Annotated in this window: 20 protein-coding genes and 1 pseudogene; 15 read left to right on the top strand and 6 right to left on the bottom strand. The window is 60.8% G+C overall.

Annotated elements, in window-relative coordinates:
• Positions 1–17 precede the first annotated feature (17 nt).
• The 13 genes and pseudogenes from nuoC to AC193Q_RS03160 all read left to right on the top strand — a co-directional run bounded on the left by nuoC (position 18) and on the right by AC193Q_RS03160 (position 15,901).
• Positions 18–1,802, top strand: a complete 1,785-nt coding sequence (gene nuoC / locus AC193Q_RS03220; protein WP_041073225.1) for an NADH-quinone oxidoreductase subunit C/D — start codon at positions 18–20, stop codon at positions 1,800–1,802.
• A 2-nt stretch (positions 1,803–1,804) separates the two neighbouring features.
• Positions 1,805–2,302, top strand: a complete 498-nt coding sequence (gene nuoE, locus AC193Q_RS03215; RefSeq protein ID WP_003223804.1) for an NADH-quinone oxidoreductase subunit NuoE — start codon at positions 1,805–1,807, stop codon at positions 2,300–2,302.
• The gene (gene nuoF / locus AC193Q_RS03210) at positions 2,299–3,654 is read left to right on the top strand and encodes an NADH-quinone oxidoreductase subunit NuoF (RefSeq protein ID WP_027614663.1); all 1,356 of its coding nucleotides are present in this window, start codon (positions 2,299–2,301) and stop codon (positions 3,652–3,654) included. The genes nuoE and nuoF overlap by 4 nt, the downstream gene beginning before the upstream one ends.
• A gap of 136 nt (positions 3,655–3,790) precedes the next feature.
• Positions 3,791–6,505 (top strand): NADH-quinone oxidoreductase subunit NuoG, encoded by a 2,715-nt coding sequence (gene nuoG / locus AC193Q_RS03205; protein ID WP_121184787.1) that lies wholly within the window; start codon positions 3,791–3,793, stop codon positions 6,503–6,505.
• The gene (nuoH, locus tag AC193Q_RS03200) at positions 6,502–7,509 is read left to right on the top strand and encodes an NADH-quinone oxidoreductase subunit NuoH (protein WP_047291723.1); all 1,008 of its coding nucleotides are present in this window, start codon (positions 6,502–6,504) and stop codon (positions 7,507–7,509) included. Before nuoG ends, nuoH begins: the two co-directional genes overlap by 4 nt.
• 11 nt (positions 7,510–7,520) lie before the next feature.
• On the top strand, positions 7,521–8,069 hold the full coding sequence (nuoI, locus tag AC193Q_RS03195) for an NADH-quinone oxidoreductase subunit NuoI (RefSeq protein WP_003223795.1): 549 nt from the start codon (positions 7,521–7,523) through the stop codon (positions 8,067–8,069).
• Positions 8,070–8,078: 9 nt separating this feature from the next.
• Positions 8,079–8,579 carry an NADH-quinone oxidoreductase subunit J gene (gene nuoJ / locus AC193Q_RS03190; RefSeq protein ID WP_041073216.1) on the top strand — a complete coding sequence of 167 codons (501 nt, stop codon included), beginning with the start codon at positions 8,079–8,081 and terminating at the stop codon, positions 8,577–8,579.
• 3 nt (positions 8,580–8,582) lie between these two features.
• A complete protein-coding gene (gene nuoK, locus AC193Q_RS03185; protein ID WP_003180046.1) occupies positions 8,583–8,891 on the top strand; it encodes an NADH-quinone oxidoreductase subunit NuoK in 309 nt (102 codons plus the stop codon).
• Entirely contained in the window at positions 8,888–10,741 is a 1,854-nt protein-coding gene (gene nuoL / locus AC193Q_RS03180; RefSeq protein WP_095666946.1) for an NADH-quinone oxidoreductase subunit L, read from the top strand. The genes nuoK and nuoL overlap by 4 nt, the downstream gene beginning before the upstream one ends.
• Positions 10,742–10,780: 39 nt before the next feature.
• The gene (gene nuoM, locus AC193Q_RS03175; protein ID WP_027614661.1) at positions 10,781–12,313 is read left to right on the top strand and encodes an NADH-quinone oxidoreductase subunit M; all 1,533 of its coding nucleotides are present in this window, start codon (positions 10,781–10,783) and stop codon (positions 12,311–12,313) included.
• A 7-nt stretch (positions 12,314–12,320) separates the two neighbouring features.
• The gene (gene nuoN / locus AC193Q_RS03170) at positions 12,321–13,784 is read left to right on the top strand and encodes an NADH-quinone oxidoreductase subunit NuoN (protein WP_095666947.1); all 1,464 of its coding nucleotides are present in this window, start codon (positions 12,321–12,323) and stop codon (positions 13,782–13,784) included.
• A gap of 270 nt (positions 13,785–14,054) precedes the next feature.
• Positions 14,055–14,150 (top strand): annotated as a pseudogene (locus AC193Q_RS03165) (transcriptional regulator); the annotation flags it as partial.
• 425 nt (positions 14,151–14,575) lie between these two features.
• The gene (locus AC193Q_RS03160; protein ID WP_121184785.1) at positions 14,576–15,901 is read left to right on the top strand and encodes an OprD family porin; all 1,326 of its coding nucleotides are present in this window, start codon (positions 14,576–14,578) and stop codon (positions 15,899–15,901) included.
• Positions 15,902–16,099: 198 nt separating this feature from the next.
• Here the strand turns inward: AC193Q_RS03160 and AC193Q_RS03155 are convergent, their stop codons facing one another.
• From AC193Q_RS03155 to AC193Q_RS03130, 6 genes are all read right to left on the bottom strand, one after another.
• Complete coding sequence (locus tag AC193Q_RS03155) at positions 16,100–16,480, bottom strand: DUF6124 family protein (protein ID WP_239779123.1); 381 nt, start codon at positions 16,478–16,480, stop codon at positions 16,100–16,102.
• 459 nt (positions 16,481–16,939) lie between these two features.
• The gene (locus AC193Q_RS03150) at positions 16,940–17,272 is read right to left on the bottom strand and encodes a DUF2790 domain-containing protein (RefSeq protein WP_041073199.1); all 333 of its coding nucleotides are present in this window, start codon (positions 17,270–17,272) and stop codon (positions 16,940–16,942) included.
• A gap of 76 nt (positions 17,273–17,348) precedes the next feature.
• Complete coding sequence (locus AC193Q_RS03145; protein WP_121184783.1) at positions 17,349–17,552, bottom strand: co-regulatory protein PtrA N-terminal domain-containing protein; 204 nt, start codon at positions 17,550–17,552, stop codon at positions 17,349–17,351.
• Positions 17,553–17,809: 257 nt separating this feature from the next.
• Positions 17,810–20,959 (bottom strand): CusA/CzcA family heavy metal efflux RND transporter, encoded by a 3,150-nt coding sequence (locus tag AC193Q_RS03140; protein ID WP_121184781.1) that lies wholly within the window; start codon positions 20,957–20,959, stop codon positions 17,810–17,812.
• Between the two features lie 15 nt (positions 20,960–20,974).
• On the bottom strand, positions 20,975–22,168 hold the full coding sequence (locus AC193Q_RS03135; RefSeq protein WP_121184779.1) for an efflux RND transporter periplasmic adaptor subunit: 1,194 nt from the start codon (positions 22,166–22,168) through the stop codon (positions 20,975–20,977).
• A 49-nt stretch (positions 22,169–22,217) separates the two neighbouring features.
• Positions 22,218–23,465: a TolC family protein gene (locus AC193Q_RS03130; RefSeq protein WP_121184777.1), complete on the bottom strand. Its 1,248-nt coding sequence runs from the start codon at positions 23,463–23,465 to the stop codon at positions 22,218–22,220.
• A 409-nt stretch (positions 23,466–23,874) separates the two neighbouring features.
• Between AC193Q_RS03130 and AC193Q_RS03125 the strand changes: the two genes are divergently transcribed.
• The gene (locus tag AC193Q_RS03125; protein ID WP_047291700.1) at positions 23,875–24,549 is read left to right on the top strand and encodes a heavy metal response regulator transcription factor; all 675 of its coding nucleotides are present in this window, start codon (positions 23,875–23,877) and stop codon (positions 24,547–24,549) included.
• Positions 24,546–25,979 carry a heavy metal sensor histidine kinase gene (locus AC193Q_RS03120; RefSeq protein WP_047291698.1) on the top strand — a complete coding sequence of 478 codons (1,434 nt, stop codon included), beginning with the start codon at positions 24,546–24,548 and terminating at the stop codon, positions 25,977–25,979. The genes AC193Q_RS03125 and AC193Q_RS03120 overlap by 4 nt, the downstream gene beginning before the upstream one ends.
• Positions 25,980–26,683 lie beyond the last annotated feature (704 nt).

The following is a 26,683-nucleotide window of genomic DNA, read 5'->3' as shown; positions in this document are numbered from 1 at the left end:
AAAGCGAAAAAATAACCATGACTACAGGCAGCGCTCTGTACATCCCGCCTTATAAGGCAGACGACCAGGATGTGGTCGTCGAATTGAACAACCGTTTTGGCGCCGAAGCGTTCACCGCTCAGTCGACCCGCACCGGCATGCCGGTGCTGTGGGTGGCGCGCGCCAGACTCGTCGAAGTCCTGACCTTCCTGCGCAACCTGCCCAAGCCGTACGTCATGCTCTATGACCTGCACGGCGTGGACGAGCGTCTGCGCACCAAGCGTCAGGGGCTGCCATCGGGCGCCGACTTCACCGTGTTCTATCACCTCATGTCGCTTGAGCGTAATAGTGACGTGATGATCAAAGTCGCCTTGTCCGAAAGCGACCTGAGCTTGCCGACCGTCACCAGCATCTGGCCGAACGCCAACTGGTACGAGCGTGAAGTCTGGGACATGTACGGCATCGACTTCAAAGGCCACCCGCACCTGTCGCGCATCATGATGCCGCCGACCTGGGAAGGTCACCCGCTGCGCAAGGACTTCCCGGCGCGCGCCACCGAATTCGATCCGTTCAGCCTCAACCTCGCCAAGCAGCAGCTTGAGGAAGAAGCCGCGCGCTTCCGTCCTGAAGACTGGGGCATGAAGCGTTCCGGGGCCAACGAGGACTACATGTTCCTCAACCTGGGTCCGAACCACCCTTCGGCGCACGGTGCGTTCCGCATCATTCTGCAGCTGGACGGTGAAGAGATCGTCGACTGCGTGCCGGACATCGGTTACCACCACCGTGGCGCCGAGAAGATGGCCGAGCGTCAGTCCTGGCACAGCTTCATTCCGTACACCGACCGTATCGACTACCTCGGCGGCGTGATGAACAACCTGCCGTACGTGCTCTCGGTCGAGAAGCTGGCCGGCATCAAGGTGCCAGAGAAGGTCGACGTCATCCGCATCATGATGGCCGAGTTCTTCCGGATCACCAGCCACCTGCTGTTCCTCGGTACCTACATCCAGGACGTCGGCGCCATGACTCCGGTGTTCTTCACCTTCACCGACCGCCAGAAGGCGTACACGGTGATCGAAGCCATCACCGGTTTCCGTCTGCACCCGGCCTGGTACCGCATCGGCGGCGTCGCCCACGACCTGCCACGCGGCTGGGAAAAACTGGTGAAAGACTTCGTTGAATGGCTGCCGAAGCGCCTCGACGAATACACCAAGGCCGCCCTGCAGAACAGCATTCTCAAGGGTCGTACCATCGGCGTTGCCCAGTACAACACCAAAGAGGCGCTGGAATGGGGCGTCACCGGTGCCGGCCTGCGTTCCACCGGTTGCGACTTCGACCTGCGTAAAGCACGTCCATACTCCGGCTACGAGAACTTCGAGTTCGAAGTGCCGCTGGCTGCCAACGGCGATGCCTACGACCGCTGCATGGTGCGCGTCGAAGAGATGCGCCAGAGCGTCAAGATCATCGATCAGTGCCTGCGCAACATGCCGGAAGGCCCGTACAAGGCGGATCACCCGCTGACCACGCCGCCGCCGAAAGAGCGCACGCTGCAGCACATCGAAACCCTGATCACGCACTTCCTGCAGGTTTCGTGGGGCCCGGTCATGCCGGCCAACGAATCCTTCCAGATGATCGAAGCGACCAAGGGCATCAACAGTTATTACCTGACGAGCGACGGCGGCACCATGAGCTACCGTACCCGGATCCGTACTCCGAGCTTCGCGCATCTGCAACAGATCCCTTCGGTGATCAAAGGCAGCATGGTCGCGGACTTGATTGCGTACCTGGGTAGTATCGACTTCGTTATGGCCGACGTGGACCGCTAAGCATGAACAGCACGCTTATCCAGACAGACCGTTTCACCTTGAGTGAAACCGAGCGCTCGGCCATCGAGCACGAGCTGCATCACTACGAAGACCCGCGCGCGGCGTCGATCGAAGCCCTGAAGATCGTTCAGAAGGAACGCGGCTGGGTGCCGGATGGCGCCCTGTACGCGATCGGCGAGATCCTCGGCATCCCGGCCAGCGACGTTGAAGGCGTGGCGACGTTCTACAGCCAGATCTTCCGTCAGCCGGTCGGCCGCCACATCATTCGCGTCTGCGACAGCATGGTCTGCTACATCGGCGGCCACGAGTCGGTGGTCAGCGAGATCCAGAACAATCTGGGCATCGGCCTGGGTCAGACCACCGCCGACGGTCGTTTCACCCTGCTGCCGGTCTGCTGCCTCGGCAACTGCGACAAGGCACCGGCGCTGATGATCGACGACGACACCTTTGGCGACGTGCAGCCTGCCGGCGTGGCCAAACTGCTCGAGGGCTACGTATGACCCTGACATCTTTCGGTCCTGCCAACCGCATCAAGCGTTCGGCCGAGACTCACCCGCTGACCTGGCGCCTGCGTGACGACGGCGAAGCCGTATGGCTCGACGAATACCAGGCCAAGAACGGCTACGCCGCCGCGCGCAAAGCCTTCGCCGACATGGCCCAGGACGACATCGTCCAGACCGTGAAAGACGCCGGCCTCAAAGGTCGCGGCGGTGCGGGCTTCCCCACTGGCGTGAAGTGGGGCCTGATGCCCAAGGACGAATCCATCAACATCCGCTACCTGCTGTGCAACGCGGACGAGATGGAGCCGAACACCTGGAAAGACCGCATGCTGATGGAGCAACTGCCCCATCTGCTGATCGAAGGCATGCTGATCAGTGCCCGCGCACTGAAAACCTACCGTGGCTACATCTTCCTGCGTGGCGAGTACACCACCGCCGCCAAGCACCTCAACCGTGCCGTGGAAGAAGCCAAGGCTGCAGGCCTGCTGGGCAAGAACATTCTGGGCAGCGGCTTCGATTTCGAACTGTTCGTCCACACCGGCGCCGGGCGTTACATCTGCGGTGAAGAAACCGCACTGATCAACTCCCTCGAAGGCCGCCGCGCCAACCCGCGCTCCAAGCCGCCCTTCCCTGCCGCTGTCGGCGTGTGGGGCAAGCCGACCTGCGTGAACAACGTCGAAACCCTGTGCAACGTGCCGGCAATCATTGCCGACGGCGTTGACTGGTACAAATCGTTGGCCCGCGAAGGCAGCGAAGACATGGGCACCAAGCTCATGGGTTTCTCCGGCAAGGTGAAGAATCCGGGCCTGTGGGAACTGCCGTTCGGCGTTACCGGCCGCGAACTGTTCGAAGACTACGCCGGGGGCATGCGCGACGGTTACAAGCTCAAGGCCTGGCAGCCAGGTGGCGCCGGTACCGGTTTCCTGTTGCCAGAACACCTCGACGCACAAATGTACGCCGGCGGCATCGCCAAAGTGGGCACCCGGATGGGTACCGGCCTGGCGATGGCGGTGGACGACAGCGTCAACATGGTCTCCCTGCTGCGCAACATGGAGCAGTTCTTCGCTCGCGAATCCTGCGGTTTCTGCACCCCGTGCCGTGATGGCTTGCCATGGAGCGTCAAGCTCTTGATGGCCATCGAAGAAGGTCGCGGTCAGCCAGGCGACATCGAGACCCTGCTGGGTCTGGTCGGCTTCCTCGGCCCAGGCAAGACCTTCTGTGCTCACGCACCGGGTGCCGTGGAGCCGTTGGGCAGTGCCATCAAATACTTCCGTCCAGAGTTCGAAGCCGGTATTGCGCCTGCAAGCGCCGCCGTCCCGCCTCTGGCAAGGCCGATCGTAGTCGGCGCGTAAACGCTTAAAAAGGCGAAGGGTTCGTGCCCTTCGCCTTTCGTCCGATGACGCCTTTCGGGGCTGACTGGATTCGGACGGATAACAAGATTCCATTAGCCACGCCCGCTGACACCGGGCCAACGAAGACCTTTGAACCATGGCCACTATCCACGTAGACGGCAAAGCGCTCGAAGTCGACGGGGCAGACAACCTGTTACAGGCATGTCTGTCGCTGGGCCTCGACATCCCTTATTTCTGCTGGCACCCCGCGCTTGGTAGCGTCGGGGCCTGCCGCCAGTGCGCAGTCAAGCAGTACACCGACGAGAACGACACCCGTGGTCGCATCGTTATGTCCTGCATGACCCCTGCCACCGACAACACCTGGATCTCCATCGACGATGAAGAATCCAAGGCGTTCCGCGCCAGTGTTGTCGAATGGCTGATGACCAACCACCCGCACGACTGCCCAGTGTGCGAGGAAGGCGGTCACTGCCACCTGCAAGACATGACGGTGATGACCGGCCACAACGAGCGCCGTTACCGCTTCACCAAACGCACCCACCAGAACCAGCAACTGGGCCCGTTCATTTCCCACGAAATGAACCGCTGCATCGCTTGCTACCGCTGCGTGCGTTTCTACAAGGATTACGCCGGCGGCACCGACCTCGGTGTATTCGGCGCCCACGACAACGTGTACTTCGGTCGCGTTGAAGACGGCACCCTCGAAAGCGAGTTCTCCGGCAACCTCACCGAGGTCTGCCCGACCGGTGTGTTCACCGACAAGACGCACTCCGAGCGCTACAACCGTAAATGGGACATGCAGTTCTCGCCGAGCATCTGCCATGGCTGCTCCAGCGGGTGCAACATCTCCCCGGGCGAGCGTTACGGCGAACTGCGTCGCATCGAAAACCGTTTCAACGGTTCGGTGAACCAGTATTTCCTGTGCGACCGTGGCCGTTTCGGTTATGGCTACGTCAACCGCACTGATCGTCCACGTCAGCCGCTGCTGGCCGACGGCACCAAGCTGAGCGTCGACGCTGCGCTGGATAAAGCCGCTGACCTGCTGCGCGGGCGCAACATCGTCGGTATCGGTTCGCCGCGTGCCAGCCTCGAAAGCAACTACGCGCTGCGTGAGCTGGTCGGTGCCGAGCACTTCTACTCCGGTATCGAAGCCTCCGAACTGGAACGCATCCGCCTGGTCCTGCAAGTGCTCAAAGACAGCCCGTTGCCCGTGCCGAACATGCGTGACATCGAAGACCACGACGCCGTGTTCGTCCTTGGTGAAGACCTGACCCAGACCGCCGCCCGTATGGCGCTGGCCCTGCGTCAGTCGGTCAAAGGCAAGGCCGAAGACATGGCCGAAGCCATGCGCGTGCAGCCATGGCTCGACGCTGCGGTGAAGAACATCGGTCAGCACGAACTGAACCCGCTGTTCATCGCCAGCCTGGCCGAAACCAAGCTCGACGACATCGCCGAAGAATGCGTTCACGCCGCTCCGGATGACCTGGCACGCCTCGGTTTCGCCGTGGCTCACGTGCTGGACGCCAGCGCCCCGGCCGTTGAAGGTCTGGACGCCGAAGCCCTTGAACTGGCCAAGCGCATCGCCGACGCCCTGCTCGCCGCCAAGCGTCCGCTGATCATCGCCGGTACTTCGCTGGGTTCCAAAGCCTTGATCGAAGCCGCGGCGAACATCGCCAAAGCCCTGAAGCTGCGCGAGAAGAATGGTTCGATCAGCCTGATCGTGCCGGAAGCCAACAGCCTCGGCCTGGCCATGCTCGGTGGCGAATCGGTCGACGCGGCGCTGCAAGCCGTGATCGATGGCAAGGCCGACGCCATCGTCGTGCTGGAAAACGATCTGTACACCCGCACCTCGAAAGCCAAGGTCGATGCCGCGCTGAACGCTGCGAAAGTAGTGATCGTTGCCGACCACCAGAAAACCGCCACCACCGATCGCGCGCAACTGGTCCTGCCAGCCGCTAGCTTCGCTGAAGGCGACGGTACGCTGGTCAGCCAGGAAGGCCGCGCCCAGCGCTTCTTCCAGGTTTTCGATCCGCAATACATGGATGCGAGCATCCTGGTTCACGAAGGCTGGCGCTGGCTGCACGCCCTGCGCTCGACCCTGCTGAACCAGCCGATCGACTGGACGCAACTCGACCACGTCACCGCTGCCGTGGCGTCGAGCACCGAGCAACTGGCGCGTATCGTCGATGCCGCGCCGTCTGCCGCGTTCCGCATCAAGGGTCTGAAACTGGCGCGTGAGCCGCTGCGTTATTCCGGTCGCACCGCGATGCGCGCCGACATCAGCGTTCACGAACCGCGCACCCCGCAAGACAAAGACACCGCGTTCGCCTTCTCCATGGAAGGCTACTCGGGCTCGGCCGAACCGCGTCAGCAGGTGCCATTCGCCTGGTCGCCGGGCTGGAACTCGCCGCAAGCCTGGAACAAGTTCCAGGACGAAGTCGGTGGTCACCTGCGTGCTGGCGACCCGGGCACCCGCCTGATCGAAAGCACCGGTGATTCGCTGAACTGGTTCGCTGCTGCTCCGCGCGCATTCAACCCGGCGCCGGGCACCTGGCAGGCCGTGCCGTTCTACCACCTGTTCGGCAGCGACGAAAACTCGTCGAAAGCCGCACCGGTACAGGAACGCATCCCGGCTCCATACGTGGCGCTGGCCAAATCCGAAGCGGACCGCCTGGGCGTCAACGACGGTGCCCTGCTGAGCCTGAACGTGGCCGGCCAGACCCTGCGTCTGCCGCTGCGCATCAATGAAGAACTGGGCGCTGGTCTGGTGGCCTTGCCTGCGGGCATCGCCGGCATTCCACCGGCATTCGCCGGCCTGTCCGTCGACGGTCTGCAGGAGGCAGCGCAATGACCTGGTTCACCCCTGAAGTGATCGATGTGATCCTGACGGTCGTCAAAGCCATCGTGATTCTGCTGGCCGTTGTGGTCGCCGGCGCGTTGCTCAGCTTTGTCGAACGTCGCCTGCTGGGCTGGTGGCAGGACCGTTACGGTCCGAACCGCGTTGGCCCGTTCGGCATGTTCCAGATCGCCGCCGACATGCTGAAGATGTTCTTCAAGGAAGACTGGACCCCGCCGTTTGCCGACAAGGTGATCTTTACCCTGGCACCGGTGGTGGCCATGTCCGCCCTGCTGATCGCCTTCGCGATCATCCCGATCACCCCGACCTGGGGCGTCGCGGATCTGAACATCGGCCTGCTGTTCTTCTTCGCCATGGCCGGTCTGTCGGTCTACGCGGTGCTGTTCGCCGGCTGGTCGAGCAACAACAAGTTCGCCCTGCTCGGCAGCTTGCGTGCCTCGGCGCAGACCGTGTCCTACGAAGTGTTCATGGGCCTGGCCCTGATGGGCATCGTGGTGCAGGTCGGCTCGTTCAACATGCGCGACATCGTCGAGTACCAGGCGCAGAACCTGTGGTTCATCATTCCGCAGTTCTTCGGCTTCTGTACTTTCTTCATCGCTGGCGTCGCCGTGACTCACCGTCACCCGTTCGACCAGCCGGAAGCGGAACAGGAACTGGCCGACGGTTACCACATTGAATACGCCGGTATGAAATGGGGCATGTTCTTCGTCGGTGAATACATCGGCATCATCCTGATCTCGGCGCTGCTGGTCACCCTGTTCTTCGGTGGCTGGCACGGTCCGTTCGGCATCCTGCCGCAACTGTCCTTCGTCTGGTTCGCACTGAAGACCGCGTTCTTCATCATGCTGTTCATCCTGCTGCGCGCATCCATCCCGCGTCCGCGTTATGACCAGGTGATGGATTTCAGCTGGAAATTCTGCCTGCCACTGACCCTGATCAATTTGCTGATAACCGCTGCGGTTGTGTTGTGGAACACACCTGCGGTTGCGGTTCAGTGAGGATTTGACCCATGTTCAAATATATTGGCGACATCGTTAAGGGTACCGGTACCCAGTTGCGCAGCCTGGTCATGGTCTTCGGCCATGGCTTTCGCAAGCGCGACACCCTGCAATACCCGGAAGAGCCGGTCTACCTGCCACCACGCTACCGTGGTCGCATCGTCCTGACCCGCGACCCCGATGGCGAAGAACGTTGCGTAGCCTGCAACCTGTGCGCCGTGGCTTGCCCGGTTGGTTGCATCTCGCTGCAGAAAGCTGAAACCGAAGACGGTCGCTGGTACCCGGACTTCTTCCGTATCAACTTCTCGCGCTGCATTTTCTGCGGTCTCTGCGAGGAAGCCTGTCCGACCACCGCGATCCAGCTGACCCCGGATTTCGAGATGGCCGAGTTCAAACGTCAGGACCTGGTGTACGAGAAAGAAGATCTTTTGATCTCCGGCCCCGGCAAAAACCCTGATTACAACTTCTATCGTGTTGCAGGTATGGCAATCGCTGGCAAGCCGAAAGGCTCCGCGCAGAACGAAGCTGAACCGATCAACGTGAAGAGCTTGCTGCCTTAAGGAAGAACGATGGAATTCGCTTTCTATTTCGCATCGGGTATCGCGGTTGTGTCCACGCTACGTGTGGTCACCAACACCAACCCTGTGCACGCCCTGCTCTACCTGATCATCTCGTTGATCGCCGTGGCCATGACCTTCTTTGCACTCGGCGCACCGTTCGCCGGCGTGCTGGAAGTGATCGCCTACGCCGGCGCCATCATGGTGCTGTTCGTGTTCGTGGTGATGATGCTGAACCTGGGCCCCGCCTCGGTTCAGCAGGAACGTAGCTGGCTCAAGCCCGGCATCTGGGCAGGACCGGTGATTCTCGCCGCCCTGCTGCTGGCCGAACTGCTGTATGTGCTGTTCGCTCACCAGAGCGGTCAGGCCATCGGCCACACCACCGTCGATGCAAAAGCCGTGGGCGTCAGCCTGTTCGGCCCGTATCTGCTGGTGGTCGAACTCGCCTCGATGCTGCTGCTCGCCGCAGCCGTCACGGCGTTCCATTTGGGCCGTAACGAGGCGAAGGAGTAAGACATGCCTGCTATCCCTCTCGAGCATGGATTGGCCGTTGCCGGCATCCTGTTCTGCCTTGGTCTGGTCGGCCTGATGGTCCGCCGCAACATTTTGTTCGTGTTGATGAGTCTGGAAGTGATGATGAACGCCTCTGCCCTGGCCTTCATCGTCGCTGGCGCCCGCTGGGCGCAACCGGATGGACAGATCATGTTCATCCTGGTGATCAGCCTGGCAGCCGCCGAAGCCAGTATTGGCCTGGCGATCCTGCTGCAACTGTATCGCCGCTTCCACACGCTCGATATCGACGCTGCCAGTGAGATGCGCGGATGAACCTAATCTTTCTGACTTTTGTATTCCCTCTGATCGGTTTCCTGCTGCTGTCGTTCTCCCGTGGACGCTGGTCGGAAAACCTCTCGGCGCTGATCGGCGTGGGCTCCATTGGCTTGTCGGCGATTGTTGCCGCCTACGTCATCTGGCAATTCAACGTCGCGCCACCCGAGGGCGGTCACTACACGCTGGTGCTGTGGAAGTGGATGGCGGTCGAAGGTTTCAAGCCTGACTTCGCCCTCTACATCGACGGCCTGTCGATCACCATGCTCGGCGTGGTGGTGGGCGTGGGTTTCCTGATCCACCTGTTCGCGTCCTGGTACATGCGCGGTGAAGCGGGTTACTCGCGCTTCTTCTCGTACACCAACCTGTTTATCGCCAGCATGCTGTTCCTGGTGCTCGGCGATAACCTGTTGTTCCTGTACTTCGGCTGGGAAGGCGTGGGCCTGTGCTCGTACCTGTTGATCGGTTTCTACTACAGCAACCGCAACAACGGTAACGCCGCACTCAAGGCCTTCATCGTGACCCGGATCGGCGACGTGTTCATGGCCATCGGCCTGTTCATCCTGTTCCAGCAAGTGGGCACGTTGAACATTCAGGAACTGCTGGTGCTGGCACCGCAGAAATTCCAGGCCGGCGACTTCTGGATCACCCTGGCGACCCTGATGCTGCTGGGTGGTGCGGTCGGTAAATCGGCGCAACTGCCGCTGCAAACCTGGCTCGCGGACGCGATGGCCGGCCCGACCCCGGTGTCGGCACTGATCCACGCCGCGACCATGGTGACAGCGGGTGTCTACCTGATCGCCCGTACCCACGGCCTGTTCACCCTGGCGCCGGAAATCCTGCACCTGGTCGGCATCGTCGGTGGTGTGACCCTGGTTCTCGCAGGTTTCGCCGCACTGGTACAAACCGACATCAAACGTATCCTCGCCTACTCGACCATGAGCCAGATCGGCTACATGTTCCTGGCGCTGGGCGTGGGTGCCTGGGATGGCGCGATTTTCCACCTGATGACCCACGCCTTCTTCAAGGCCCTGCTGTTCCTTGCTTCCGGTGCGGTGATCGTTGCCTGCCACCACGAGCAGAACATCTTCAAGATGGGCGGTCTGTGGAAAAAACTGCCACTGGCCTACGCCAGCTTCATCGTCGGTGGTGCTGCACTGGCCGCCCTGCCACTGGTCACCGCCGGCTTCTACTCCAAGGACGAAATCCTTTGGGAAGCGTTCGCCAGCGGTAACCACGGTCTGCTCTACGCCGGTCTGGTCGGCGCGTTCATGACGTCGCTGTACACCTTCCGCCTGATCTTCATCACGTTCCACGGTGAAGCCAAGACCGAGGCCCACGCCGGTCACGGCATCGCTCACTGGCTGCCGCTGTCGGTACTGATCGTGCTGTCGACTTTCGTCGGCGCGATGATCGTACCGCCGCTGCACGGCGTACTGCCGGAAAGCGTCGGCCATGCCGGTGGCGAAGCCAAGCACAGTCTGGAAATCGCCTCGGGCGCCATCGCTCTGGCCGGTATCCTGCTGGCGGCCCTGCTGTTCCTCGGCAAGCGTCGCTTCGTGACGGCGATCGCCAACAGCGGCATCGGCCGTTTCCTTTCGGCCTGGTGGTTCGCTGCCTGGGGCTTCGACTGGATCTACGACAAACTGTTCGTCAAGCCGTACCTTGCGATCAGCCATGTACTGCGCAGAGACCCGCTCGACCAGACCATCGGTCTGATCCCGCGTATGGCCAAAGGCGGTCACACCGCCCTGAGCCGCACCGAGACCGGTCAACTGCGTTGGTATGCCGCCTCGATGGCTGCTGGTGCCGTGCTGGTGATCGGCGCCATCGTGCTGGTAGCGGTCTGATATGAACCTTGCGAATTTGCGAAAGGAAACGAGCCCGTCATGATTCTGCCTTGGCTAATCCTGATCCCCTTCATCGGCGGCCTGCTGTGCTGGATGGGTGAGCGCTTCGGCGCTACCCTCCCCCGCTGGATTGCGCTGTTGACCATGACCCTGGAACTCGCCCTCGGCCTCTGGCTGTGGGCCCACGGTGACTATTCATTTGCGCCGGCGCCTGGCGCCGATCCGACCTGGGCACTTGAGTTCAAGCACGTCTGGATCCAGCGCTTTGGCATCAACGTGCACCTGGCCCTCGACGGCCTGTCGCTGTTGATGATCCTGCTGACCGGTCTGCTGGGTATCCTCTCGGTACTCTGCTCGTGGAAAGAGATTCAACGTCACGTTGGCTTCTTCCACCTGAACCTGATGTGGATCCTGGGCGGCGTTGTCGGCGTGTTCCTCGCCCTCGACCTGTTCATGTTCTTCTTCTTCTGGGAAATGATGCTGGTGCCGATGTACTTCCTCATCGCGCTCTGGGGTCACAGTTCTTCGGACGGCAAGAAAACCCGGATCTACGCGGCGACCAAGTTCTTCATCTTCACTCAGGCTTCCGGCCTGATCATGCTGGTGGCGATCCTCGGTCTGGTACTGGTCAACTTCAACAACACCGGCGTGATTACCTTCAACTACGCCGACCTGTTGAAGACCAAGATGTCGATGACCACCGAGTACATCCTGATGCTCGGCTTCTTCATCGCCTTCGCGGTCAAGCTGCCAGTCGTACCGTTCCACTCGTGGCTGCCTGATGCCCACGCCCAGGCGCCGACTGCCGGTTCCGTCGACCTCGCCGGTATCCTGCTGAAAACCGCGGCCTACGGCCTGCTGCGTTTTGCCCTGCCGCTGTTCCCGAATGCCTCGGCCGAGTTCGCGCCGATCGCCATGACCCTCGGTCTGATCGGGATCTTCTACGGTGCGTTCCTCGCGTTCGCGCAAACCGACATCAAGCGTCTGATCGCCTTCTCTTCCGTTTCCCACATGGGCTTCGTGTTGATCGGCATCTACTCCGGCAGCCAACTGGCGCTGCAAGGTGCAGTGATCCAGATGCTGGCGCACGGTCTGTCGGCGGCAGCACTGTTTATCCTCAGCGGTCAACTGTACGAGCGTCTGCACACTCGGGACATGCGTGAGATGGGCGGTCTGTGGTCGCGTATCGCTTATCTGCCGGCGATCAGCCTGTTCTTTGCAGCCGCCTCTCTGGGTCTGCCGGGTACCGGTAACTTCGTCGGCGAGTTCCTGATCCTGATCGGTACGTTCGCCAGTGCGCCATGGATCACCGCGATTGCCACCTCCGGTCTGGTGTTCGGTTCGGTCTACTCGCTGATCATGATCCACCGTGCCTACTTCGGTCCGTCGAAATCGGATTCGATCCTGCACGGCATGGACGGTCGCGAACTGACCATGGTGCTGGGCCTTGCGGCGCTGCTGATTTACCTCGGCGTCTACCCGCAACCGTTCCTCGACACTTCCGCCGCCACGATGCATGGCGTGCAGCAGTGGCTCGGCACCGCCTTCACTCAACTCGCTTCGGCCCGGTAAGAGCGCTATGGAATTCACGATTCAACACTTTATTGCGCTTGCGCCACTGTTGATCACCAGCCTCACCATTATCGTGGTGATGCTGGCAATCGCCTGGCGCCGCAACCACTCGCAGACCTTCCTGATCTCGGTCGCCGGTCTGAACCTGGCCCTGCTGTCGATCCTGCCAGCCCTGAAAGTCGCGCCTCTGGCCGTGACGCCATTGCTGCAAGTCGACACCTTCGCCTGTCTGTACATGGCGCTGATCCTGGTCGCCACCCTCGCCTGTGTAACCCTCGCCCACGCCTACCTCGGCGATGGCGGCTCGGGTTACCCGGGCAACCGTGAAGAACTGTACCTGCTGATCCTGATGGCCGCCGCCGGTGGTCTGGTTCTGGTCAGCGCGCAGCATCTGGCCGGGTTGTTCATCGGTCTGGAACTGCTGTCGGTACCGGTCTACGGTCTGGTGGCTTACGCCTTCTTCAACAAGCGTTCGCTGGAAGCCGGCATCAAGTACATGGTGCTGTCGGCTGCGGGTTCCGCGTTCCTGCTGTTCGGTATGGCCCTGCTCTACGCTGACGCCGGCACCCTGAGCTTCAACGGTATCGGTCAGGCCCTGGCTACCACCAACCTGCCGAGTTCGCTGGCTCAACTGGGTCTGGGCATGATGCTGATCGGTCTGGCGTTCAAGCTGTCGCTGGTACCGTTCCACCTGTGGACGCCGGACGTGTACGAAGGTGCTCCGGCGCCGGTGGCCGCGTTCCTCGCCACGGCGTCGAAGGTTGCCGTATTCGCGGTGATGGTGCGTCTGTTCCAGATCTCCCCTGCCGCGAGCAGTGGCGTGCTGAGCGATGTACTGACCGTCATCGCTATCGCCTCGATCCTGTTCGGTAACCTGCTGGCCCTGACCCAAAGCAACCTCAAGCGTCTGCTCGGTTACTCGTCCATCGCACACTTCGGCTACCTGCTGATCGCGCTGGTGGCGAGCAAGGGTCTGGCGGTGGAAGCCATCGGCGTGTATCTGGTGACTTATGTGATCACCAGCCTCGGCGCGTTCGGCGTGATCACCCTGATGTCCTCGCCGTACAACGGCCGTGACGCCGACGCGCTGTACGAATACCGCGGCCTGTTCTGGCGCCGTCCGTACCTGACCGCCGTCCTGACCGTGATGATGCTGTCCCTGGCCGGTATCCCGCTGACCGCTGGCTTCATCGGCAAGTTCTACATCATCGCCACCGGTGTCGAATCGCACCAATGGTGGCTGGTCGGTTCCCTGGTACTGGGCAGCGCCATCGGCGTGTTCTACTACCTGCGCGTGATGGTCACCCTGTACCTGATCGAACCGAACCTGCGCCGCCACGACGCCCAGCTGCACTGGGAACAGAAGGCAGGCGGCGTGATGCTGCTGGCCATCGCCGTGGTTGCGTTCTTCCTCGGTGTGTACCCGCAGCCATTGCTGACGCTGGTTCAGCAGGCGGGTCTGGCGGGCTGATTGCTCGGCTGGCTGGAAACGGAAACGGCACCTTCGGGTGCCGTTTTTGTTTTTGCGGGAATCAACATCAAAAGATCGCAGCCTTCGGCAGCTCCTACATTGGGATGGTATGCGGTCTGTAGGAGCTGCCGAAGGCTGCGATCTTTTGACTTATAACGCTCTCCCCTTTCTAGGAATTTGCCTGCAAAGCGGTGAGCAATGGCTGACATTCTGCAGAAGGTAATTGCGGTTAAATTTGAGGATCACCTATCAAGTGGAGATCTACGAACCATGAAGCGGGATATTTTTTCAGAGTTGATGGATGGCCTTGATGCGATAGCCGAAGAACGCCAAGGCAAAATTACCTTGAAGAAGACGCGTGTAAAACGGATCGGCGACACGAAGGGCAAACTCATACTTCCCGCCGAAACTGATGCCTCTCTATCACACGGTTTGCTGGATACCTTCGAACGATACAAAGCTACATCTGCTCTCATGTGATCTATCAGACTCACTCAACCCACTGTGGGAGCGAGCCTGATCCGGGCGGCGTTCCGACGAAGGCGTCGGCACATCCCCATCTTCAGTGCCTGACACTCCGCTTTCGCGAGCAGGCTCGCTCCCACAGGTTTATGTGGCGTTCACTCAATCCATATAACCACATGACGAAATTGTAATCCCCCCATCACCTTGGTGTTATCCGCAGCCTGCAACGATGTGACCCGGCGACCAATGCCGGCGGGCCCTGCCCCGCTGAACAATAAAACCACGCCGACGCACGTTCCCGTTCTGCCGAACCCAAGGAGTGTTTGATGGTTAACCCTACAAAAATATCGATGGCCGCTTTAGCGGTGGTGGTCGGCTCAGGGCCGTCCATGGTGTTTGCAGAAGACAAGCCCGAGGGTTTTGTCGAAGGCAGCAGCCTGACCGTGCTCAACCGCAACTTCTACTTCAATCGTGATCATCGCAATGGCCAGTCCAGCCCCACCGGCAACGGTTATTCCGAGGCTTGGGCGCATGCGGTGATCAGCAAGTTCGAATCCGGTTTTACCCAAGGCACCGTCGGGGTCGGGGTCGATGCGTTTGCCATGATCGGCTTGAAACTCGACACCGGTGATGGGCGCAACGGCGGGCGCAGTTCGTTCGATGTGCTGCCAGTCAACCGTGACGGCCAGGCGCGGGATGAATACACCAAGTTCGGTGGCGCCGCGAAAGTACGGGCGTTCGACACGGTGATCAAGGTCGGGGATGTGTTTCCGGCCAACCCGGTGGTGGCGGCCGGTGACTCACGCTTGCTGCCGGAAAGCTTTCGCGGCGTGACGGCGACCAACACCAGCATCGACGGTCTGTCGATTCAGGGTGGTCGTCTGCATGCGATGAGCCAACCGGTGTCCAGCGACATGCGCGAAAATTTCGCCACGTTTTACGCCGGTCCGGTCAACTCGCCGTGGATCGCTTATGGCGGTGGTGATTATGTGCTGAACAAGAACCTCAGTTTCAGCCTGTACTCCAGCCGCCTCAAGGACGCCTGGAACCAGTATTACGCCGGCACCGCCTGGACCTATCCGCTGGCGGACGACCTGTCGCTGTTCGGGGGTCTGAACTATTACAAGGCAGTCGACGAAGGCAAACAACTGCTCGGCCAGTTCGACAACAACATCTGGAGCGGCCGCATCGGCGTCAAACTCGGCGCCCATTCCGTCGCCCTCTCCCACCAGCGCAACAACGGCAACGACGACTTCGACTACCTGCGCCAGTCCGACTCGATCTTCCTCGACAACTCGATCCAGTACAGCGACTTCAACTCGCCGAAGGAACGTTCATGGATGGTGCGCTACGACCTCGACATGACCGCTTACGGCGTACCCGGTCTGTCGTTCATGACCCGTTACGCCCGCGGCACCGACGCCGATTATTCCAACGCCAACGCCGTGTACATGCGCCGCGATGCCGACGGCAATCCGCTGACCGACCAGAAACGCTGGGAGCGTGACGTGGAAGTCAAATACGTGGTGCAGAGCGGTTCAATGAAAGACCTGTCGCTGCGTCTGCGCCAGGCCACCACTCGCGCCACGGCATTCGAGTCGGACCTGGATGAAGTGCGCGTGATCGTCGAATACCCGCTGGCGATTCTCTGAGTTTCCCGAGCAACATCATTCACCTTTAGAAGCTCCTTGCTCCTTTGGTCAGAGGTGAATTTTTTGGCGTCCTACGGGGCGCCTTTTTTTCGTCTTCAAACACAATCCTGTAGGAGCTGCCGAAGGCTGCGATCTTTGGACTTTGATTTTAAAGATCAAGAGATCGCAGACTTCGGCAGCTCCTACAGAAGCTATTTTTTATGCAGTGGGTTCGACGTTATCCAGTGCCTTGTTCACCGCCAGTTCACCAAGCATGACCACCTGCGCAATCCCCAGCAGAGTCTTGCGATGCGTGCCCTCCAGCAGCGCGGCGAAGTCACCGAGCATCACCGTGGCCGAGGCCAGGGATTCGCAAGCGTTGGCCAGCAGGGATTCGGTGTCGGCGTTGGGGTTGACCAGGAACAGCGCGTTGGCGGTGTAAGGTGTGGCCATGATGGGCGGTGCGGGCTTGAGGTAGTAGTCGAGGGCGCGGTCGGCGGCTTCGTGGAGTTTGTGGGTGTCGATGGCGGCGTAGGGGGATGTTGGATCGGGGTCTGCAGGCGTGTCTGTTTCGGGCGGATTCGGTGTTGGCTTTTTCATAATGTTTTACTCAGCTTGACGGTGGAGCTGACCCTTTCGGTTCCACGCGAAAGGGTGGCAGCTGTACGCAGGTTGGAACCCGGGCAACTGAGCAAAACCCGACAGACTCGAAGTCTCCCGCGCACAGCCGCCATAACGGAGTGCACACATGAAAGTGCGCAAGCATACGTCATGAACGGTGCGATTTGCTTCAGTTAAGCCGAGGGGTTCCAATCCCGATCGCTGATTTGGCAGCGACCCACACAGGCTAGAGAGCGGACGTCCGAGGGACAACCTGAAAACATTGTGGGAAGGTTCTGCTTTTCCCACACAACCTTTAAACATTCCGAATCTAAATACAGATCGTGATACTGAAAATGTGCCCCGTGCAGGAGCTGCCGAAGGCTGCGATCTTTTGACTTTGAAGACCAAGATCAACAGATCGCAGCCTTCGGCAGCTCCTACAGGGATAGGGATTAATTAGCCACCGCTGTTGCGGCACACGCCGGCCACGCTGTACTTGAGGGTGTTGAGCTGTCCTTGCGAGTCCTCGTAGGTCATGGCCGTCGGCACCACCGAGCAAGCCGGCTGCGGCTTCACCACGCTGACGATTTTCACCACGTCGAGCTTCATCCCGTATTCGTATTCCTTGACCACCGGCGGCGCTTTGCCCTGCTCGGCGGCGTATTGCTCCATGGCTTTGGCGTTGGCGCTGAAGGCACGCTCGAAAGTGCGGTCACCGCCGCCTTCGGCCATGACCAGAGAAGACATCGCCATGACGCTGGCGAACGCGATCAACTTGCGTATTTTCATATCCATTTCCTTCCCATCCAGGCATAAAAAAGCCCAGCATCGATGCGCGATGACGGGCTTGATCAAGTGCTGTCGCTTACAGGCTCTTGCGGTTGTCGACGGCTTTTTCATTGACCACCACCGGGTTGCCGGCGGCTTTTTCCTTGGCCACGAACAGCTCCATGGAACGGTCGTTATTGGTCATCATCCGGTCGAACGTGCGGTCGCCGCCACCTTCAGCCATGACCAGGGAAGACATCGCCAACGCCACCACAAAAGCACCCATTTGTACCATTTTCATTTTTGATTCCTCGTTTAAGTAACTGACGGGATCAAGGTAACAAGGCGTACCTTTCGTGACGGTGGCGGGGGAATTACAGATTCGTAATGTGGCAAGTACGGCAGCCACACAGAAAATCTCAGGCCTGAGAAATACCTTGTGGCGAGGGGATTTATCCCCGATGGGCCGCGCAGCGGCCCCGCTCTTTATCCAAAAAAGCGGGCTTGCTGCGCAGCCCCATCGGGGATAAATCCCCTCGCCACAAAGGTAGTGCTGTTCTACCGAATGGGCACTACGTCCTCATCCCGGCGATGGGCGATCTGGTACAGCGCCGGCAAGATCAGCAGCGTGAGAATGGTCGAGGACAGAATCCCGCCGATCACCACCGTCGCCAGCGGCCGCTGCACTTCAGCGCCGGTGCCGGTTGCCAGCGCCATCGGAATGAAACCCAGCGACGCCACCAGCGCCGTCATCAACACCGGCCGTAACCGCGTCAGCGCACCGACATTGATCGCCTCGGCCAGCGACCGTCCTTCCTCACGCAAATTGCGAATGAACGCGATCATCACCAGCCCGTTGAGCACCGCCACCCCGGACAACGCGATAAACCCCACGCCTGCCGAAATCGACAACGGAATATCCCGCAGCCACAACGCCATGACCCCACCGGTCAACGCAAACGGAATCCCGGTAAACACCAGCAAGCCGTCCTTCAGATTGTTGAACATCATGAACAACAGCCCGAATACCAGCAGCAGCGCCACCGGCACCACAATCTGCAAGCGCTTGGCCGCCGATTGCAGTTGCTCGAACTGCCCGCCCCAACGGGTCCAGTAACCGACCGGGACCTGCACCTCGCGCTCGATCACCGCACTCGCTTCGCTGACGAACGAGCCGATATCGCGCCCGCGCACGTTGGCGCTGACGATCACCAGGCGCTTGCCGTTTTCGCGGCTGACCTGGTTCGGCCCGAGCACCAGATCGAGGCTGGCGACGTCCTTCAGCGCGATAAACCCGATCTGGTTCGGCGCACCGCTCAGCGCCGGCACCGGAATCAGCAGCGCCGACAAGCCGTCGATGTCCTTGCGCATGGCATCGGACAAGCGCACCACCATGTCGAAACGCCGATCGCCCTCGTACAAGGTGCCAGCCTGCCGTCCGCCGACGGCCACGGCGATGGTGTCCTGCACATCGCCAACGTTGAGCCCGTAACGTGCCGCCTTGTCGCGGTCGATGTTGATGGTCAGCACTGGCAACCCGGTGGTCTGCTCGACCTTCACTTCAGACGCGCCGTTAACCTTCTGCATTGCCGCCGCGATCTTCGCTGCCGTGTCGTTGAGCACGTCCATGTCATCGCCGAACACCTTGACCGCAACATCGCTGCGCACGCCGGAAATCAGTTCGTTGAAGCGCAACTGGATCGGCTGCGACAGTTCATAGTTACTGCCCGGCAGTGTCGCGGCTGCAGCTTGCAGTTCGGCCATCAGGGTTTCGCGGGACTTGTTCGGGTCTGGCCATTGCTCCTTGGGTTTGAGCATCACGTAGCTGTCGGAGATGTTCGGCGGCATCGGGTCGGAAGCGATTTCCGCCGTGCCGGTGCGGGCAAACACCCGTTCAACCTCCGGCACTTTGGCCAGGATCAGGGTTTCCAGGCGCTGCTGCATGTCCACCGATTGCGTCAGGCTGGTGCCCGGCACGCGCAGTGCTTGCAGAGCAAAATCCCCTTCACTGAGGCTCGGCACAAACTCGCTGCCCATGCGGCTGGTGAGCACGCCGCTGAGCACGATCACGCCCAACGCCGCGCCCACCGCAACCGTGCGATGGGCCATGACCCAGGCCAGCGCCGGCGCATACACCCGACGTGCGCCGCGCATGACCGCGCCCTCTTCTTCCTTGACCTTGCCGGTGACAAACAGCGCAATCGCCGCCGGGACGAAGGTCACCGACAGCAGCATCGCACCGAGCAGCGCGATGACCACGGTGAGCGCCATCGGGTGGAACATTTTCCCTTCGACGCCACTCAGGGCGAAGATCGGCAGGTACACCACCATGATGATCAACTGACCGAAAATCAGTGGGCGCCGCGCCTCTTTCGCGGCGGCGAACACTTCCTTGAAACGCTCGGCACGGCTTAACAAACGCCCGTGATGTTGCTGCGCATGTGCCAACCGGCGCAGGGTGTTTTCGACGATCACCACCGTGCCGTCGACGATAATGCCGAAGTCCAGCGCGCCGAGGCTCATCAGGTTGGCGCTGACCTTGTTGCTGAACATGCCGATGAAGGTGAACAGCATCGACAGCGGAATCACCATCGCGGTAATCAGCGCAGCGCGAATGTTGCCGAGGAACAGGAACAGAATCGCGATCACCAGAATCGCGCCTTCGATCAGGTTCTTTTTCACCGTGGCGATGGCTTTGTCGACCAGGTGCGTGCGGTCGTACACCGGCACGGCGATCACGCCTTGCGGCAGGGATTTATTGATCTGTTCGAGCTTGCTGGCCACCGCTTGCGAGACGGTGCGGCTGTTCTCGCCGATCAACATGAACACGGTGCCGAGCACCACTTCTCGACCGTTTTCCGTGGCTGCGCCGCTGCGCAATTCGCGGCCGATTTCTACGGTGGCGACATTCTTGACCCGGATCGGCGTGCCATCGACATTGGCCATGACGATGTTGGCGATGTCTTCGGTGCTCGCCACTTGCCCTGGTGCGCGGATCAGCAACTGCTCGCCGCTGCGCTCGATGTAACCGGCGCCAACGTTGGCGTTGTTGCGCTCAAGCGCAGTGATCAGATCGGTGAGGGTGAGCTTGTACGCAGCAAGGCGTTTCGGATCCGGCGCGATCTGATATTCCTTGGCAAACCCACCGATGGTGTTGATCTCCGCCACCCCCGGTACGTTGCGCAATTGCGGTTTGATGATCCAGTCCTGAATCACCCGCAGATCGGTCGGCGTGTAGGCTGTGCCGTCGTCCTTCAACGCGCCTTCCTGCGCCTCCACCGTCCACAGAAAAATCTCGCCGAGACCCGTGGAAATCGGCCCCATCAGCGCTTCCGCGCCTTCGGGCAATTGCTCCCTGGCGATCTGCAGGCGCTCGTTGACCAGTTGGCGAGCGAAGAACAGGTCGGTGCCGTCCTTGAAGATCACCGTGACCTGCGACAGCCCGGAGCGCGACAGCGAGCGGGTCTGCTCCAGCGCCGGTAGACCGGCCATCGCGGTTTCAATCGGGAAAGTGATGCGCTGCTCGGTTTCCAGCGGCGAGAATCCGGCGGCGCCGGTGTTGATCTGCACCTGGACATTGGTGATGTCGGGCACGGCATCAATCGGCAGTTTCTGATAACTGGCGATGCCGAGGCCGGCCATGAGCAGAACGGCGAGCAGCACGATGATGCGCTGCTCGATGGCAAACTGGATCAGGCGTTCGAACATGGGAACCTTCCAGAATTAATGATTGTGCTCGGCCGAGGCTTTGCCCAGCTCCGACTTGAGAACGAAGCTGCCGGCACTGGCGACTTGCACGCCCGGTTCCAGCCCTTGGGTGACTTCCACGTGGCCGGCGGCGCGGCTGCCCAGTTCCACCGCCTGCGCCTTGAAGCCGTCGTCGGTACGCACGAACACCGTGGGTTTGTCCTCGACGGTCTGGATCGCGGTTTCCGGCACGGCCACTTTCGCTTCGCGGCTGTCAGTGGCGACCCGTGCGCTGACGAACAGCCCCGGTCGCCACGAGCCTTGCGGGTTTTCCAGGGTCACGCGCACGGTCGCGGTGCGGGTCTGTTCGCCGAGCAGACTGCCGACATAAGCCACACTGCCAGTCACTTCAGCTTTCAATTCCGGCGCACTGACGGTCACCGCTTTGCCGACCTGCACCTGGGTCAGGTCCTTGGGCGAAACGCCGAAGGTCACCCACACGCGGGACAAGTCCGAAAGGGTGAACGCGGCGGTGGTTTCATCGACCACCTCGCCCGGCGTCAGGTGTTTTTCCACCACCACGCCGTCGAACGGCGCGCGCAGTTCGTAGCGATTGCCGCCGGTGGCGACCACACTGCCGCTGAGCACGCTGATTTTTTGCCGGGCGTTGTTCATGGCGATTTCCGCCTCTTCCAACGCTTGCCTGGCCTGGAGGAAATCCTGCTCGGCGGAGATCTTGTCCTGCCAAAGCTTTTTCTCGCGCTCGTAGGTGGTACGCGCCAACGCCAGGCGACGTTGCGCGGCAGCCTGCTCGCTGCGCTGATCGGAGATCTGTTGACTGGCGATCACCGCCAGCAACTGGCCCTTCTTCACCGCTTGCCCGAGGTTGACCGCCACCGACTCGACCACCCCCGGCACGCGCGGCACGACGTGCGCCGTGCGGTCCTCGTCGAAGCGCACTTCGCCGGGGAACGACAGGCCGAGACTGATGCGCTGCGCCCGCGCCTCGACCAGTTGAATGCCTGCGGCAGCGATCTGCTCGGCGCTCAATTCGATGTGGCCTTCTTCGGCCTGTTCGCCTTCGGCGGCAGCGCCCTCCTCGGCGTGGTCAGCATGTTCGGAAGCCTCATCGGCATGCGCGTCGATGTTGCTCGTGGCCGGCCACATCGAACCGATGCCAATGCCCAGCGCCAGGGTCGCCACCGCGACCACCATCAGTTTTTTATCCATGGAAACTCCTCTGCGCCATGCCATCGCGCAGTTGTCTGAACAGTGAAATTCAAGGGCTGACGCTGAGGTCGCCGAAGATCCGTTCGAGGCGCACGCGGGCGTCGGTCGCCTCGCTGACGGCCTGGATGTACTGGCTGCGCGCGGCAATCAGGGTGCGCTGGGCGTCGAGCACGTCGAGGAAACCGAACTTGCCCATTTCGAAACCACGGGTGGCGCTGTCCACTGCACTTTGTGCGGCGGGCAGGATGGTCTGATTGAACGCGTTGACTTCGCCGTTGGCGGTCTGCCATTGCTCAAGGCTGGTCTGGACTTCAGTGCGCAAACGCAGCTCGGTGGCGTTGCGCAGATCCCGCGCCTGATCGCTACGGCGGGCGGCGGCGAGCACGTTGCCCTGATTGCGGTTGAACAGCGGGATCGGCATCGACAGCCCGACCACGTTGACCCGTTCGCGCTCGGTTTCGCTGTACTGGCTGCCGATGCTCACGGTCAGGTCGGGAATGCGCTGGGACTTTTCCAGGCCCAATGAGGCTTCGCGCTGATCGATCTGCAGTTTCGCCAGACGCAGCTCGGCAGTCTGGTTCAGACGCTCAAGCAAGCGGCCGGGCGGCGGCAGCGTGGCGAGGTTTTGCGTAGCAGCTTGCACATTGGTCGAAGTCGGCAACGGTGCGCCCATGACCTGCGCCAACTGTTGATAGGCGTTGGCCTGATCGCGCTCGGCGCGGCTCAGTTCCAGGCGCACTTCCGAGAGTTGCACCTGTGCCCGCGTGCCTTCGACCGGCGACGATTTACCCGCCTCGATCCGGCCCTGCGCCACGCGCAAGCCGTGCTCGGCCAGTTGCAGCGACTGGCGCGCCAACTGCAAGCGTTGCTGCGCGGTTTGCGCACTGTTGAACGCCTGAATCACATCGGCGCGCAAGGCATTGCGCTTGCGCTCCAGCTCGATGCCGGCGGCGTCCTGCGCGCGGCTGGCAACATCGATCCGCGCTGCGCGTTTGCCGCCCAGCTCAATCGGCTGACTGAGCATCAGCGTGGTGGTGCGCGAGTCGCGCCGCGTGTCTTCGGCCTCCCACGACACTTCGGGATTGGGGATCAGCCCGGCCTGCTGGCGATCGCCCTCGGCGATGCCGATTTCCCACTGCGCGGCGGCGAGGTCGGGGTTGCCGGCGAAGGCACTTTGCAGCGCCTGATCCAGAGTCAGGGTCGAGGCGCTGGCAAGGCTGTTGCACGCCAACCACAAGAGGCCGCTGGCGGTTATGTTCAGGCGTGTTCGCGCCGTCAGTTTGATTAAACCGGGCAATTGGAAGACTTCCTTTATTCAAGAATCTTTGATGCCGCCACGGTAGGGTTTTGAACTTATCGTCAAGGTGACTGGAACATTACAAATCCGTCATCAACGGTTAGCGAAAGTTGTTTTGCTCTAGGATGCGAAGTGCAAACGGCGTTGTCGTAATACATCGAAACACATACGCACGGATTATCTGCCAAACAGCACTTGCCGAAATCGAAGTCTCGGAAATTAGTCGTACAAGCTGCGACAGGGTGTCGCGCAACGCCGGTTTAAAGGCTCCGCTCGTTGACCCTGTAGCCACTTCAGCCTTTACCGTGCCTGGCATCAAGTTATTGAAACGTGCGCAAGGCCCTACAAAAACAACAACTTTCCTGACCGCCTTAATTAAACATCCATTAAATGAAAGTGGTGAAAGATCATGCGAATCCTTGTCGTCGAGGACGAGCTTAAAGCTGCCGAATACTTGCATCAGGGTTTGACCGAAAGTGGTTATATCGTTGACCACGCCGCCACCGGTGCCGATGGCTTGCATCTCGCGCAACAGCAGACGTACGACCTGATCATTCTCGACGTGAACTTGCCGGAACTGGACGGCTGGGGCGTCCTGGAACAACTGCGCCGCACCCACTCCACGCGGGTGATGATGCTTACCGCGCGCGGGCGGCTGGCGGACAAGATTCGCGGTCTGGACCTGGGCGCCGACGACTATCTGGTCAAGCCGTTCGAGTTTCCCGAATTGCTCGCGCGGGTCCGCACCCTGATGCGCCGCAGTGAAAACATCCCAGTGCCACAGGTGTTGAAAGTCGCCGATCTGGAACTCGATCCAGGCCGCCATCGGGCATTTCGTGGCGCGCAGCGCATCGACCTGACCACCAAGGAGTTCGCCCTGCTGCACTTGCTGATGCGCCAATCCGGCGAAGTGCTGACCCGTACGCAGATCATCTCGCTGGTGTGGGACATGAATTTCGACTGCGACACCAACGTGGTCGAAGTGTCGATCCGCCGCTTGCGGGCGAAAATCGACGACCCGTTCGACAACAAGCTGATCCACACCCTGCGCGGTGTCGGCTACGTGCTGGAGGCGCGGGAATGAAGCCGGCCAGCCTGTCGATGCGCCTCGGTCTGACGGTAAGTATTCTCGGCGCGCTGTTGGTGGTGTTCCTGGCGATCCTCGCCTATTTCGCCTTGACCCATGAGCTCAATGCCCTGTCCCGCGACAGCCTGCAAAAGAAGATGGCGCAGGTGGAGCACAGCCTGTCGCTGTACGTCGACGCCAATGAAGTCAGCGGCAAACCGCACATTCTGCTCGATCAGGTCATGGGCCATGACAACCTGACGCTGACGATTTATGACCATTCGAACCTGCGTTCGCCGCTGCTCAAATCCGGCTCGGGACTCACCGACCCACGGGTGGAACTCAGAGCGGTTCGCGGAACCACCGATCAACTGACCTACAGCGACAGCAGCGATGCCGAAGGCGCGCGGTTCCTCACCGCATCGAAGCTGATTCGCCTCAAGGACGGCAGCAGCGTGCCGGTACTGCTGTCGATGGACAACGCGCATGATCAAGCGCTGCTCAGTGCCTATCTGCGCTCGACGCTGATCGCGTTGCCGTTGCTGCTGATGTTCATCGGCCTCACAGCCTGGGGCGCGGTGCAGCGCGGACTGGCGCCACTGCGCGAGTTTCGCAAAGTGGCGGCGATGGTTTCGACTCAGGATCTGGATCATCGGCTGTCGGTGGTCAACATGCCGCAGGAGCTGAGCGAGCTGGCGCAGGGCATCAACTTCATGCTGCACCGCCTCGATGCCGGAGTGCAGCAGTTGTCGCAGTTCTCCGATGACCTGGCGCATGAGCTGCGTACGCCGATCAACAACCTGATGGGCAAGGCCCAGGTGACGCTGTCCCGCGAGCGTACGACCGAAGAGTACAAGGATGTGCTGGTGTCCAGCATCGAGGAACTGGAGCGCGTGGCGCGGATTGTCTCGGACATGCTGTTTCTGGCGCAGGTCAGTCATCCGTCGGCGCTGGCGCCGTTTGAATCGGTGGCGCTGGAGGTTGAGGCGGCGAAGGTCGCGGAGATGTTTTCGCTGTCGGCGCAGGACAAGCAGATTCACTTGAATGTTGTCGGCAGCGCCTCGGTGTTGGGCGATCGGCTGATGATTCAGCGGGCGATTTCCAACCTGCTGTCCAATGCGCTGCGTCATTGCCCGCACGGTAAAACCATCACCTTGCTGATCGAGCAAGGCGCGACGCAGACGTCACTGCTGGTCAGCAATCCCGGCGTCGGCATTGAGGCGCGACACCTGCCGCACTTGTTCGACCGCTTCTACCGCGTCGACAGCGCCCGCTCGCGCTCGCAGGGCAGCACCGGGCTGGGCCTGGCAATCGTGCGCTCGATCATGAGCCTGCATCAGGGGGTGGCGGAGGTGAAGAGCTTGCCCGGCGTCATGACCGTGTTCCGCCTCGGTTTTCCTGCGGCGGCACCCATGGCCCCATCGCTTGCAGGCAAGCTCCCACAGTGATCTGCGGTGTACCCGGGCCTGACGCCATGCTTGATACCAAGCATGAAGCTGGCATTGACCGATGTCCTGCGGCAGCTCCTACAGGGATCGGGGTGTTTTTGAGTTTTTTGGACGACACGCAAACTTGTGGGAGCTGGCTTGCCAGCGATGACGGCGGGTCGGTCACATCCTTATTTTTTTGACACACCGCTATCGCTGGCAAGCCAGCTCCCACAGTGAATCGCGGTGTACCCGGGCCTGACGCTATGCTTGATACCTTTGAAGAAACTCAAGCATGAAGCTGGCATTGACCGATGTCCTGTAGGAGCTGCCGCAGGCTGCGATCTTTTGCCTTGGCCTTTGAAGATCAGGATCAAAAGATCGCAGCCTGCGGCAGCTCCTACAGGGATCGGGGTGTTTTTGAGTTTTGTGGACGACACGCAGACTTGTGGGAGCTGGCTTGCCAGCGATGACGGCGGGTCAGTCACATCCTTATTTTTTTGACACACCGCTATCGCTGGCAAGCCAGCTCCCACAGTGAATCGCGGTGTACTCGGGCCTGACGCCACGCTTGATACCTTTGAAGAAATTCAAGCATGAAGCTGGCATTGACCGATGTCCTGTAGGAGCTGCCGCAGGCTGCGATCTTTTGCCTTGGCCTTTGAAGATCAGAATCAAAAGATCGCAGCCTGCGGCAGCTCCTACAGGGATCCGGGTGTTTTTGA

The sequence above is a fragment of the Pseudomonas sp. F2 genome (genome assembly GCF_057174385.1).
This window is presented reverse-complemented; position numbering and strand designations above follow the sequence as displayed.